We start from the raw sequence: 12,594 nt of genomic DNA, 5'->3' as shown, positions 1-12,594 counted from the left end.
TCCCTGCGTGGCGTGTGCGGGGTTCCGCGAGCGGCCGCCTCCGGGCAAGAATGGGCACATGGAACTTCCCGTGATGCCGCCCGTCCCGCCCATGCTCGCCAAGGCCGTCAGCGGCGTCCCGGAAGGGGATCTCAGCTACGAGCCAAAATGGGACGGCTTCCGGTCCATCATCTTCCGTGACGGCGACGACCTGGAGATCGGCAGCCGCAACGAAAAACCGATGACCCGCTACTTCCCCGAGCTCGTTGAAGCGCTGAAGGAAAACCTGCCGCCGCGCTGTGTCATCGACGGCGAAATTATCTTAGTGGGTGCCGCAGGGGACCGGCTGGATTTCGACGCCCTCCAGCAGCGCATCCACCCCGCCGCCAGCCGCGTAAAACTGCTCGCTTCCCAGACACCCGCCAGCTTCGTGGCGTTCGACCTGCTGGCCCTGGAGGACGACGATTACACAGACCGGCCCTTCACCGAGCGGCGGGCGGCGCTTGAGAAGGCGTTCGCGGCCAGCAAGGCCCCGGTCCACCTCACCGCCGCCACCACTGACAAGGACACGGCGGAACAGTGGTTCCGGCAGTTCGAGGGGGCAGGCCTGGACGGCATTGTGGCCAAGCAGCTGGACGGCCGGTACCAGCCGGACAAGCGGGTGATGTTCAAAACCAAGCACGAACGCACCGCCGACTGCGTGGTGGCCGGGTACCGCGTGCACAAGAGCGGACCGGACGCCATCGGCTCGCTGCTGCTTGGTTTGTACACGGACGACGGCGGCCTGGCCAGCGTGGGCGTAATTGGGGCCTTCCCAATGAAGCGCCGGCAGGAGCTGTACGAACAGCTCCAGCCGCTGGTCACGGACTTCGACGGCCATCCGTGGGCGTGGGGGAAGCAGGAGGAAGGGGAACGGACCCCGCGCAAAGCCGAAGGCAGCCGCTGGAGCGTCGGCAAGGACCTCTCCTTTGTGCCGCTGCGTCCCGAACTGGTGGTGGAGGTCCGGTACGACCATATGGAGGGCGACCGGTTCCGCCACACCGCACAGTTCAACCGCTGGCGGCCGGACCGGGATCCGGAATCGTGCACCTACGCGCAGCTGGAGGAACCGGTCGGCTTTGACCTGGCGTCGGTGCTGGAGACCGGGCGGCCGTAGGGCGGCTCTGCGGATGGCCGCTTAGGGCTTCGCAACATCCAGGACACTCCACAGCCCATCCGCCCGGCAGGGGATCGAGGCTTCCACCAGCGCCTGGCTGTGCTGGTGCTGCGGCGCCGCGAAGAAGTCTCTGGTTTCCGCCACCTCAACGACGCGGCCCTCGAGCAGCACGGCAACCCGGTCGCACATGTACCGCACCACGTCCATGTCATGCGAGATGACGATCAGGGACAGGTTGTGCTCCCGCTGCAGCCGCAGCAGCAGGTTGAGGATGGTGCGCTGCGTGAGGGCGTCCAGGGCGGAGGTGGCTTCATCACAGATCAGGACCTGCGGTTCCAGCAGCAGGGCCCGCGCGATCGTGGCGCGCTGCAGCTGGCCACCCGAGCACTGCGCCGGTCTCTTGTCCAGCAAAGCCGCATCCAGCTCCACCTCGGCCATAGCGGCGGTAATGCGCTCGTTCCGCTGTTCCGGCGAAAGGTCATGGTGGGCGCGCAGCGGGGCCTGCAGGCTGGTGCGGAGTGTCATCCTCGGGTCAAAAGCGCCGTGCGGTTCCTGGAACACCAGCTGCACGGCGGTGGCCTCACGTGATCCGGCAGGGTCCAGCTGCCGCGTGATGGTCCCCGCGCTTGCCGTTTCCAGGCCCACGATGGCCTTCGCCAAGGTGCTCTTGCCGGACCCCGACTGGCCCAGCACGCCCAGGATCTCTCCGCGCCGGAGGGTCAGCGAGACGTCCTGCAGCGCGGCGTGGCCCAGCTTCCGCCGCGACCCGAAGTGCTTGCCCACGCCGTTCAGCACCAGGATTTCGCGCTCCCTGGAGGGCGGACGACGGCGGGACTCCGGCGCCAGGCGGGCGGCGGCCAGCAGTTCGCGGGTGTACGCGGTCCGGGGCCGGGTAAGGAGCGCGCCGGCCGGTCCGGCCTCCACGATGCTGCCGGAGTTCATCACGAGCACCCGGTCGGCGAAGGAGGCAACGGACGCGATGTTGTGCGTGATGTAGAGAATACCCAGGCCGCGTTCCCGGCGCTCGCGGTCCAGCAGCTGCAGGATCTGGCGTTCCAGCACCTTGTCCAGCGCCGACGTCGGCTCATCCGCGAGCAGCATGCCGGGTTGTCCGGCTAAGGCCAGCGCTGTCATCGCCCGCTGGGCCATGCCGCCGGAAAGCTGGTGCGGGTAGGCCCGGATCCCCTTCACGGGATCGGCGAACCCCACCTCCCCAAGCAGCTCCAGGGCCTTGCTGCGGGCCTTCGAGCCGCGCAGGCCGCCGTGGAGTCGCAGCGGCTCCTTGAGGTGCTGCTCAACGGTCCGGTTCGGGTTGAACATACGCTTGGGCTGCTGGAACAGCATCCCAAGCCGGCCGCCGCGCACCGAGTTAAGCTCCTGTTCGGACGCGCGGGTCAGGTCCAGGTCCCCGAGCTTGATGGAACCGCCGGTGATGCCCAGGCTGGGCGGCAGCAGCTGCAGGCAGGACATCGCCGTCAGCGTCTTGCCCGAACCGGAACTGCCCACAAGCGCAACGAACTCACCGGGATCAACGGACAGGGAGATTCCGGACAGCAGGTGCTTGCCCGAGGTCCCGCCGTCGGAATCTTTATGGCTTACCTCCAGGTCCTCCAGGACCAGGCGCGTGTTTACTGGGCTCATTTTTCCGCAGCCTGCGGCATCAGAAGCGGCGCCGCAGCCATATGGGCGGCCCGCTGGCCAATCAGCGTCACGCAGAGGGCCACCGTGAAGATGACCATGCCCGGGGCGAGGATTCCCAGCGGGGCGCGGTCCGCGAACGGTTGCGCCGCCGCCAGCATGGAACCCCAGTCCGACTGCGGCGGCTGGACGCCCAGGCCCAGGTAGGAGAGGGCGCCCACGCTGATGAGCAGGTGCCCGAACCGCAGCGTCGCCTGGCCCAGGATGGGCGCTGCGAGATGCGGCAGGACGTGCCGGAAGACAATAAACGACGGCGGGCAGCCCACCACGCGCGCGGCGTCGACGAAACCGCGCGCCGAGACGTCGTACGCCAGGGTGCGGGCAAGCCGGGCAAAGGGCGTCCACCCCGTGACCACCAGCGCGAGCAGCAGCGGCCCGAAGCCCGTGCCCAGCGCCGCCACGATGAACAGTGCCACCACCATTTCCGGCAGGGCGAGCAGGACGTCGTTGGTCCGGGTCAGGAATTCATCCACCCAGCCGCGCCGCCGTGCACTGAGGATGCCGATGGCCACGCCCAGGAGGCACGTCAGCACTGTGGCCAGCGCCGCCACGGACATGGAGAACCGGCCGCCTTCGAGGATCCGGCTGAGGGTGTCCCGGCCCAGGTTGTCCGTTCCCAGCCAGTGCCCGGCCGAGGGCTGAGCCAGGCGCTCCGCCAGATTCTGCTCCGCCGGCGGGTAGGGCGAGATCCAGGGGGCCAGCAGCACCGCCAGCACAATGAGGGCAAGCACCGCCGCGGCCAGCGTGCTGACGTTCCACCATTTACGCAAGGGAGGCTCCCACCGTGCGGCTGAGGAACCTGTGTATAAAGTCCGCCAGGGTGGTCACGCCGACGGCGAGGGCCACCACGACCACCACGCCGCCCTGGGCGAGGGGAATGTCGCTGTTGACTACTGCGTCGAAGAGCAGCCTGCCCATGCCGGGCACCGCGAAAATGACCTCCACAATGACCGATCCACCCAGCAGCCCCGCGAACCACACGGCGAACAACGTGGAAAGCGGCACCAGCCCGTTCGGCACCACGTGGCGGAGGATGGCCTGGCCCTGGCTCAGGCCGCGTGCCCGGGCGGCCGGCACGTGCTCCGCGGCTGCGGCGTCGATGATGCCGGCCCGGACCGCCGAGGTGAAGAAACTGATGGGCCGCAGAGCCAGGGTCAGTGCGGGCAGGACGGCGGACGAGAGATCGTTCCAGCCTGCCGTGGGAAGTACGGACAGCTTCAGGGCGAAGACCAGCACCAGCACGGGAGCCACCCAGTATTCCGGCATGGCGATCAGGGCCTGGGTGACGGCAGTGATGGCCTTGTCCAGGCTGCTTCCCGGCCGCAGCCCGGCAACGATTCCCAGGGGGAGCGATACCGCCGCGGCCAGGACCAGCGCCATGGTGACCAGACTCAGCGTGACGGAGAGCGCCGGCAGCACCTGATCGGCCACGGGCGTGCGGCTGACGAAGGACAGCCCCATGTCGCCGCTGAAGAAGTCTCCGAGCCAACGGAAGTACTGGACGGCCAGGGGGTCGTTCAGGCCCAGGCTCTCGCTGAGGCCCTGCACCGCGGACGCGTCGACGGCGTCCCCCGCCACCCGCGAGCGGATAATCTTCCGCACCGGATCACCTGGCGTGAAGTACGGGATCAGGAAGACCGCAAACGAGGACACCACAACGGCGGCCACCAGGGTGGCCGTCCGTTTAGTGATGAACTGCAGCATTCGCGGGAGCTTCGGGGAACGGGACTAGGACGCGGCCTTGGCCGTCTTCGCCGTCAGGACGTAGCGGGACAGCGGGTCCTGGACGTAGGAGAGGACGTTGGTGCGGACCGCGTCGGTTGCCTGTTCGTTGACGAGCCAGGCGTTGACCGCCTTGTCCTGGAGGATCTGGCCTGCGTCCGCGTACAGCTTGTAGCGTTCGTTGGTATCAACGGTGGTGGCGGCTTCGGCGACGATCCGATCGTATTCCGCGTCGCAGAAGTGGCTCAGGTTGTAGGTGCCTTTGCAGGTGTAGTCGGCGGTGAGGAACCCGATGGGATCGGCGATGTCGATCAGCCGGTTCCGCTGGCTGAGCAGCATGTCGTAGTTTCCGGCCAGGACGTCCGGCTCCGCCGAGGCGTATTCCTTGGACTCGATGGTGACCGGGATGCCGATGTTCTTCAGGTTTTCCTGGACGACGGCGGCAACATCGGCGAATTCGGCGCGCTCCACTATGGCGATGATCTCCAGGGGGCGGTCGGCCGTGTAGCCTGCATCGGCGAGCAGCTTGCGGGCTTCCTCAAGGTTCTGCTGCTGCTTGTCCTGGTTTTCGCCGGCCCATGGCTCGGAGGGTGCGAACGGCCCGGTGGCGGGCAGGGCGGCACCTTCGTAGACACTGGCAGCGAGGGCGTCCAGGTCCAGCGCCCCGCGGATGGCCTTGCGGACGTCAACGTTGTCCAGCGGTGCGCGGCCGTTGTTCATGTACATCGTGGCAGTGCGGGGGGAATCGGCACCCAGCACGGAGACGCCGTCGTCCGCCTTCAGCGCGGCAAGGCTCGCGACCGGGATGGACAGCGAGATGTCTGCTTCGCCGGTCTGCACCTGGGCGGCGCGGGTGGCGCCGTTGGTGATGAAGCGGATCTCGGCGCCGGCGAGCTGCACGTTGCCACCCCAGTAGTTCTCGTTCCGGTCCAGGGTGAGGGACTGTTTAGCCTTCTCGGAGACGGGAGTAAAGGGACCTGTGCAGTGGCCGAACGGGTCCAGGCCTTCGGCCTTGTAGGCGGCGGGCGCCAGGATCCCGGTATTGACGCTGGCCAGCCGGTATGGCACCAGCGGGTTTTCTGCCGGGGTGCTGACGCGGATGGTCTGTGAGTCCACTGCGGTGACGCTGCTGATCATGGTGCGGTTGAAAGCGCGGGCGGGGACCTTTGCGTCAAGGACGTGGTTGAGCGCCGACACCACTGACTCGGCAGTGAGGTCGGTGCCGTCCTGGAACTTGACGCCCTGGCGGATGCTGAAGTCCCAGTCCAGGGGCGAAGTCTGCTTCCACTCGGTGGCCAGCGAGGGGAGGACCTTGCCCTCCGCCTGGCTGTAGGTGGTCAGCGTCTCCAGGCAGCCGGACAGGGACAGGATGTAGGCGGCGTCCGACTCAACAGCCCAGTTGGCTACCGGCGCGCGGAAGTTGTCGACGACAATCCGCTGGCTGGTGTCCGCAGCCGCGGAGGGCTGCGGGGCCTGGGTCGTGGTGCCGCTGAAACCGCAGCCGGTAAGGGCCAGGGCAGCGGCCGCAGCCATCAGGACGCGGGGACGGAAGTAGGAACGCACAGAGAACCGCCTTGCAGGGCTGCCGTGGGGAAGGGCAGAAATAAAAAAGGGGACGACTTAGGGTAGCCTTCCCTTCTGCTAAAGCGTGAATTGATGACGTGGCTGCTCAGCCCTGTGGGAGGGGAGCCCTGAGCCCCCGGCCACCCGCCGGCGGACGTTTTTGCCCGCTTGCTCGCCAGGCCGCTGCCGCCCGGGGCGCCGGAAAGCCCGCCACTCCGGGGGAATTGGCGGGCTTTCGATCGGTGTAACCGGGGAGGAGCGTACGCCGCTCCCGGAAAACTACTTCAGGCCGAGCTGCTTGGTGGGAACCTTGAACGTTTCCTTGGCGGTCAGCGCGGAGATGGCTGCCACGATGCAGATGGCGGCGGTGAAGATGCTGATCTGCACCCAGCCGCCGGGCTTGATGCCGCCCATGGCCGCAACGATGGCCGGCGCGAATCCGGCCATCAGGAAGCCGAGCTGGGTACCGATGGCCAGGCCGGAGAACCGGACCTTGGTGCTGAACATCTCGGCGTAGAAGGACGGCCAGACGGCGTTGGAGGCTGCGTAGCCGCAGGAGAAGAAGCCGATGGCGGCGAGGAACATCAGCGGGACGCTGCCTGATTCCAGGCTGAGCAGGAAGACCGGGGTAAGGGCGGCGCTGGACAGGGCGCCGTAGATGAAGACGGGTTTGCGGCCAATCTTGTCAGCCAACATCCCGAACAGCGGCTGGGTGCCAAGGGCCACCAGGTTGGCACCCACCACGAGCCACAGGGTGGTGGTGCCGTCCACGCCGGCAACGGTCTTGGCGTAGCTGATGGCGAGCGTGCCGAACACCGTGGAAACGGCGGCGATAAACGCGCAGCAGATAACGCGCAGGACGTCGCGCCAGTGGCCCCTGAGGAGGTCGGCGACGGGGAGCTTGGAAATCTGGGCGGTCTTCTGGGCTTCCTCGAAGGCCGGCGGTTCGTGCAGCGTGCGGCGGATGAAGAACGCTACCACTACGACGACGGCGCTCAGCCAGAAGGGGATCCGCCAGCCAATGCCGTACTTGATCTCGTCCGGGAGGGCCAGGACGGGGATAAAGACCAGGGCGGCGAGGATCTGGCCGCCCTGGGTGCCGGTGAGGGTCCAGGAGGTAAAGAAGGAGCGCCGGTTGTCCGGGGCGTGTTCCAGTGTCATGGAGGAGGCGCCGGCCTGCTCGCCGGCGGCGGAAAGTCCCTGGCAGAGGCGGGCCAGCACCAGCAGGGCGGGAGCCCACCAGCCAACGGTGTTGAAGTCCGGGAGGCAGCCGATCAGGAAGGTGGAGGCACCCATCAGGAGGAGGGTGAACATCAGGACCTTCCGCCGCCCCACCCGGTCACCGAAGTGGCCCAGGATGACGGCGCCCACGGGCCGGGCCACGTAGGCGAAGCCGAAGGTGGCGAAGGACATGATTGCCGCGTTGGCGTCAGCATCCGGGAAGAAGACCGTGGGGAAGATGAGGGCGGCGGCGGAACCGAAGATGAAGAAGTCGTAGTATTCGACGGCGCTGCCCAGGAAGCTGGCGAGGGCTGCCTTCTTCGGCGTCCCGGCCGGGGCAGCGATGCCTGGCTCAGCGGACGGAAGTATCTGGCTCATGGAGTTCCTTTGATGTGACGACGTTGTCGCGGATGGATCAGGGACTCGCAGCCGGCGCTGCCTGGGGTGGTGGCTTGGCGCGGCACGGCTGGAGGTGCGGGAGAACCCGGACAGTAGCCACATTGTGGGAGCTACTTGTGCGATACAGCAATAGTGGCTGTGAGGACTGTCACTTGTCAAGAAAATAATCACGCTCTGGCAATAGCTCTCACATTGTGGCAACATCGAAGTATGAGTGTGAACCAAGCCACAGCAGCCGATGACGTCGCTGAAGACGAAACTCCTCCCAAGGCGGGGCGGTCTGCGGACCGGACCGACATGGTGGGCAAAGCCCTGGGTCTGCTGGTTTTGCTGGGGGATGAGCCGAAGGGTGCGAGTGCGGCGGAGATCTCCCGCCGGGCCCAACTGCCCTTCAGCACCACCTACCGCCTCCTTGGCTCTCTTACCAGGGACGGCTTTGTTGACTACGAGGCGGAGGGCCGCCGGTACCACCTGGGCCTCCGGATCTTCCAGCTGGGGCAGCGGGTGTCCAACCACCACGGCTTCGCCGGGACTGCGATGCCCGTGCTCCGCCGGGTAACCGGGCAGACGGGGGAGGCCACCATCCTCAGTGTCCGCGACGGCCACCACCATCTGACCGTGAATAAGGTGGACGGCCCGAAGATGTTCCGGGTGACCAGCGACCCCGGCCACCTGGGCTCGCTCTCCACCACCGCCGTCGGCAAGGCCCTGGTGGCATTTGCCGAGGACTCGGAGCGGGAAAAGCTCCTGGCGGAACTTCCGCTCGAGCCGCTCACGGAAAAATCCATCACCGACCGGGACGCCTTCCGGGCCGAAATCGAAAAGATCCGGCGCCAGGGGTTCGCGGTGATGGATGAGGAGAACGAGACCGGCATGCGCGCCGTCGCGGTCCCGCTGTTCAACGACCAGGGGCACGCGTTCGCCTCGCTGGCCACGGCCGTCCCGGTGTTCCGCCTGAATCTCGAGGAGCTTGAGGCGCACGTCCCCCTGCTGCAGGAAGCCGCGGCGGAACTTGCTGCCAGGCTGCCGCAGCGGTGAGAGCGCAGCTTTCGCCTTCGCAGTGCCGCGTTCGTATGTCGAACACTAGTGCGGTCAGTGAACAAATCATGTATCGTAATTTCCATCACCTGGCAGCAGGCTCTACAGCAACCGCCCGGTGCCGTATCAAAGGAGCTGCACGGATGAGTAATCGAACTGAGTCCTACCTGGTGGGACTGGTCGGCGATGGTGTATTGCCGTCACTCACCCCGCCCATGCACGAACGTGAAGGGGATGTGCAGGGCCTGCGCTACCTTTACCGGCCCATCGACCTGCTGGAACTGGGCCTGCCCGGCGAATCCGTGGGCCAGCTGCTCCAGAGTGCCCGCAGCCTCGGCTTCAACGGCCTGAACATCACCCACCCCTGCAAGCAGCTGGTCCTGCAGCACCTTGATGAGGTGTCCCCGGACGCCCTGCGGCTCGGGGCTGTCAACACCGTGGTGATCCAGGACGGCCGATTTGTTGGCCACAACACTGACTTTTCCGGCTTTGCCGCCGCCCTGGCCTCAGGCCTGCCCGGCGCCGGGCTGGACCGCGTGGTGCAGTTGGGGGCCGGCGGCGCCGGATCCGCAGTGGCCTACGCCCTGCTCACCGCCGGGGTCCGCCACCTGGACCTGGTGGACATGGACGCGGCCCGCGGTGCGGCACGGGCAGCGGAACTGGCAGGCTTCTTCCCGAACAGCACCGTCACAGCACGTACGACGGCGGAGCTGCCGCAGCTGATGCCCCTTGCCGACGGACTGGTGCACTGCACCCCGGTGGGCATGGCCGCCCACCCCGGTGTCCCGCTGGACCTTGACCTGCTGGAGTCCCGCCACTGGGTGGCCGACATCGTCTACCGCCCCATCGACACCGAACTGGTCCTGGCTGCCCGGGCCAAGGGCTGCGATGTGCTGGACGGCGGCCGGATGGCCGTGGGCCAGGCAGCCGACGCCTTCCGCATCTTCACCGGTCTGGAACCAGACCCGGACCGCATGCGCAGCCACTTCCTGGAACTCGTGGCAGCCGAAGAGGTGGCTGCCTGATGCGCACCGGAATCGCCACCGTCTGCCTGTCCGGCACGTTGAAGGAAAAAATGCAGGCCTGCGCCATCGCGGGTTTCGATGGCATCGAAATTTTTGAGCAGGACCTGGTCACGTCACCGCTGGGCCCCGAAGACGTCCGCACAATGGCCGCCGACCTGGGCCTGGGCCTGGACCTCTACCAGCCGTTCCGGGATTTCGACGGCGTCACCCCGGACCTGCTGAAGGCCAACCTCCGGCGGGCCGAGGCAAAGTTCAAACTGATGTCCCGGCTGGGTATGGACACCATCCTGGTCTGCTCTAACGTGGCCACAGCGACCATCGACAACGATGACCTCCGCGCGTCCCAGCTCGCCGAACTCGCGGAGCTGGCCGGGGACCACGGCGTCAAGGTTGCCTACGAAGCCCTGGCATGGGGCAAATACGTCAACGACTACGAGCACGCATACCGGCTGGTGGAAATGGTGGACCACCCCAACTTCGGCACCTGCCTGGACTCCTTCCACATCCTCTCCCGCGACTGGGACACTGCGCCCATCGAAAACATCAATGCGGAGAAGATCTTCTTCGTCCAGGTGGCGGACGCCCCGAAGCTCTCCATGGATGTGCTGTCATGGAGCCGCCACTACCGGGTCTTCCCCGGCGAAGGCCAGTTCGAGCTCGCCAAGTTCATGGGCCACGTGGTCCGCGCCGGCTACACCGGCCCGGTTTCCCTCGAAGTCTTCAACGACGTCTTCCGCCAGTCAGACGTTGAGCGCACCGCCGTGGACGCCATGCGGTCCCTGATCTGGCTCGAGGAACAGAGCGCCAAGTGGCTCGCCGGCACCTCGGCGGAAGGCGCGGCCGGCAACAGCGCCGCCTCCCGCCGTCGTTATCCCATGGAACTCGCCACGCTGCCCAAGGTCAGCGAACCGGCCGGCTTCAACTTCGCCGAGGTGAAAGCCGATGACACGGCGCAGCTCGAGAAACTCCTGGGCCAGCTCGGCTTCGCCTTCGAGGGACGGCACCGCACCAAGGACGTCCAGCTCTGGAGCATGGGCCAAGCCCGCGTCATCATCAACGAGCAGGCGGCGTCGGACTCGGAGCCGGCGATCGCCGCCCTGGGGTTCGACGTCGATTCCCCGGTGATTGCCTCCGCACGGGCCCAGCAGCTGAAGGCGCCCGTGGTGGCCCGTAAGGTCCAGGCGGACGAGGAAGTCTTCCAAGGCATCTCCGCGCCGGACTCCACGGAAATCTTCCTGTGCCAGGGCAGCCCCGACGGCACCGCCGCCTGGACCCATGAGTTCGGCGAGGGGCTTGAACACGGCAGCACCGGGCGGAGCGCCGTCATCGACCACGTGAACCTTGCGCAGCCCTGGCAGCACTTCGACGAAGCCGTCCTCTTCTACACCAGCGCACTGGCCCTCGAACCGCAGCCGTTCGCGGAGGTGCCGAGCCCCAGCGGACTGGTGCGCTCGCAGGTCATGCAGACTTCCGACGGCGCGGTGCGGCTGGTCCTGAACCTCGCGCCCAACCAGCAGGCACCGGCCCAGCGGGCGCACAAGACGTACCAGGAACACATCGCGTTCGCGGTGGACGACCTCGTGTCCGCGGCCAGGTCCGCACGGGACCGGGGCCTTGAGTTCCTGCAGATTCCGGCCAACTACTACGAGGACCTGGACGCCCGTTTCGACCTTGAACCGGGATTCCTGGCCACGCTCCAGGAGCTCAACCTCCTGTATGACCGGGACGCCGACGGCGAATTCCTCCATTTCTACACCGCCACCGTGGGCAGTGTGTTCTTTGAGATGGTGGAACGCCGCGGCAACTACGACGGCTACGGGGCGCCTAACGCTCCCGTGCGCCACGCGGTCCAATACGACTCGCTCCACCGAAACTGAACCACACCCATAGAAACCACCTCACGAAAGGAGCCAGCCGTGCCGCAGGACATCAACACCCAGCCTGAGACCGACGAGCTCGTACAGGCCGCCGAACCCCACGCCGCGCACCTGCCACAGAACCGCGGCGTCGAGACCCAGGCTGATCTCAGTGCAGAGATCAACGCCCTCGGCGACGCCTATGTGCGGGCCCTCAAAGACGGAGCTCCGGCCGAGACCCAGCCCCGGCTGGACTACCCGCCGTACCGCAGCAGCATCCTGCGGCACCCCACCAAGAGCCTGCACCACACGGACCCGGAAACCATCGAGCTGTACTCCCCGGCGTTCGGTCACCAGGACGTGCACGCCCTGGAATCGGACCTGACTATCCAGCACAACGGCGAACCCCAGGGTGAGCGGATCATCGTGGCCGGCAAGGTCCTGGACGGCAACGGCCGCCCGGTGGCAGGCCAGCTCGTGGAGATCTGGCAGGCCAACGCTTCCGGCCGCTACATCCACAAGCGCGACCAGCACCCGGCCCCGATCGACCCCAACTTCACGGGCATCGGCCGCTGCATCACCGGCCCGGACGGCTCCTACCGGTTCACCACCATCAAGCCCGGCGCGTACCCGTGGAAGAACCACCTGAACGCCTGGCGCCCGGCCCACATCCACTTCTCGCTGTTCGGCACCGAGTTCACCCAGCGCATCATTACCCAGATGTACTTCCCGGGGGACCAGCTCTTCCCGCTGGATCCGATCTACCAGACCATCGTGGACCAGGACGCCCGCGATCGTCTCGTGGCCAACTACGACCACACCCTCACGGAGCCGGAGTGGGCGCTGGGCTACAACTGGGACATCGTCCTGACCGGCCCCAAGCGGACCTGGACCGAAAACGAAGCGCTCGGCGCAGAAGGCGATGAGGAATAGGCAC

Annotated in this window: 10 protein-coding genes; 5 read left to right on the top strand and 5 right to left on the bottom strand. The window is 66.8% G+C overall.

Features of this window, described 5'->3' with window-relative positions; translation table 11 throughout:
• Window positions 1-58: 58 nt before the first annotated feature.
• Window positions 59-1,135: an ATP-dependent DNA ligase gene (locus CXQ88_RS08880; protein ID WP_104043800.1), complete on the top strand. Its 1,077-nt coding sequence runs from the start codon at window positions 59-61 to the stop codon at window positions 1,133-1,135.
• Window positions 1,136-1,156: 21 nt separating this feature from the next.
• On the opposite strand, the gene CXQ88_RS08875 is transcribed toward CXQ88_RS08880, so the two are convergent.
• The 5 genes from CXQ88_RS08875 to CXQ88_RS08855 all read right to left on the bottom strand — a co-directional run bounded on the left by CXQ88_RS08875 (window position 1,157) and on the right by CXQ88_RS08855 (window position 7,717).
• A complete protein-coding gene (locus CXQ88_RS08875; protein ID WP_104043799.1) occupies window positions 1,157-2,776 on the bottom strand; it encodes an ATP-binding cassette domain-containing protein in 1,620 nt (539 codons plus the stop codon).
• Window positions 2,773-3,603 carry an ABC transporter permease gene (locus CXQ88_RS08870; protein ID WP_104043798.1) on the bottom strand — a complete coding sequence of 277 codons (831 nt, stop codon included), beginning with the start codon at window positions 3,601-3,603 and terminating at the stop codon, window positions 2,773-2,775. Before CXQ88_RS08870 ends, CXQ88_RS08875 begins: the two co-directional genes overlap by 4 nt.
• Window positions 3,596-4,537 carry an ABC transporter permease gene (locus tag CXQ88_RS08865; RefSeq protein WP_104043797.1) on the bottom strand — a complete coding sequence of 314 codons (942 nt, stop codon included), beginning with the start codon at window positions 4,535-4,537 and terminating at the stop codon, window positions 3,596-3,598. Before CXQ88_RS08865 ends, CXQ88_RS08870 begins: the two co-directional genes overlap by 8 nt.
• Window positions 4,538-4,561: 24 nt before the next feature.
• Window positions 4,562-6,088 (bottom strand): ABC transporter substrate-binding protein, encoded by a 1,527-nt coding sequence (locus tag CXQ88_RS08860; protein ID WP_104043893.1) that lies wholly within the window; start codon window positions 6,086-6,088, stop codon window positions 4,562-4,564.
• Window positions 6,089-6,397: 309 nt separating this feature from the next.
• On the bottom strand, window positions 6,398-7,717 hold the full coding sequence (locus tag CXQ88_RS08855; RefSeq protein WP_104043796.1) for an MFS transporter: 1,320 nt from the start codon (window positions 7,715-7,717) through the stop codon (window positions 6,398-6,400).
• A gap of 231 nt (window positions 7,718-7,948) precedes the next feature.
• Between CXQ88_RS08855 and CXQ88_RS08850 the strand changes: the two genes are divergently transcribed.
• The 4 genes from CXQ88_RS08850 (at window position 7,949) to pcaH (ending at window position 12,590) form a co-directional block, all read left to right on the top strand.
• On the top strand, window positions 7,949-8,776 hold the full coding sequence (locus CXQ88_RS08850; protein ID WP_104043795.1) for an IclR family transcriptional regulator: 828 nt from the start codon (window positions 7,949-7,951) through the stop codon (window positions 8,774-8,776).
• A 143-nt stretch (window positions 8,777-8,919) separates the two neighbouring features.
• Window positions 8,920-9,801, top strand: a complete 882-nt coding sequence (locus tag CXQ88_RS08845; RefSeq protein ID WP_104043794.1) for a shikimate dehydrogenase — start codon at window positions 8,920-8,922, stop codon at window positions 9,799-9,801.
• A complete protein-coding gene (locus tag CXQ88_RS08840) occupies window positions 9,801-11,678 on the top strand; it encodes a bifunctional sugar phosphate isomerase/epimerase/4-hydroxyphenylpyruvate dioxygenase family protein (RefSeq protein WP_104043793.1) in 1,878 nt (625 codons plus the stop codon). Before CXQ88_RS08845 ends, CXQ88_RS08840 begins: the two co-directional genes overlap by 1 nt.
• Before the next feature lie 39 nt (window positions 11,679-11,717).
• Window positions 11,718-12,590: a protocatechuate 3,4-dioxygenase subunit beta gene (pcaH, locus tag CXQ88_RS08835; protein ID WP_104043792.1), complete on the top strand. Its 873-nt coding sequence runs from the start codon at window positions 11,718-11,720 to the stop codon at window positions 12,588-12,590.
• Window positions 12,591-12,594 lie beyond the last annotated feature (4 nt).

Source organism: Arthrobacter sp. ZGTC412 (assembly GCF_002929215.1).
Taxonomy (GTDB): domain Bacteria; phylum Actinomycetota; class Actinomycetes; order Actinomycetales; family Micrococcaceae; genus Arthrobacter.
The sequence above is the reverse complement of the archived record's forward strand: the minus strand, read 5'-3'. Positions and strand labels throughout refer to the sequence as shown.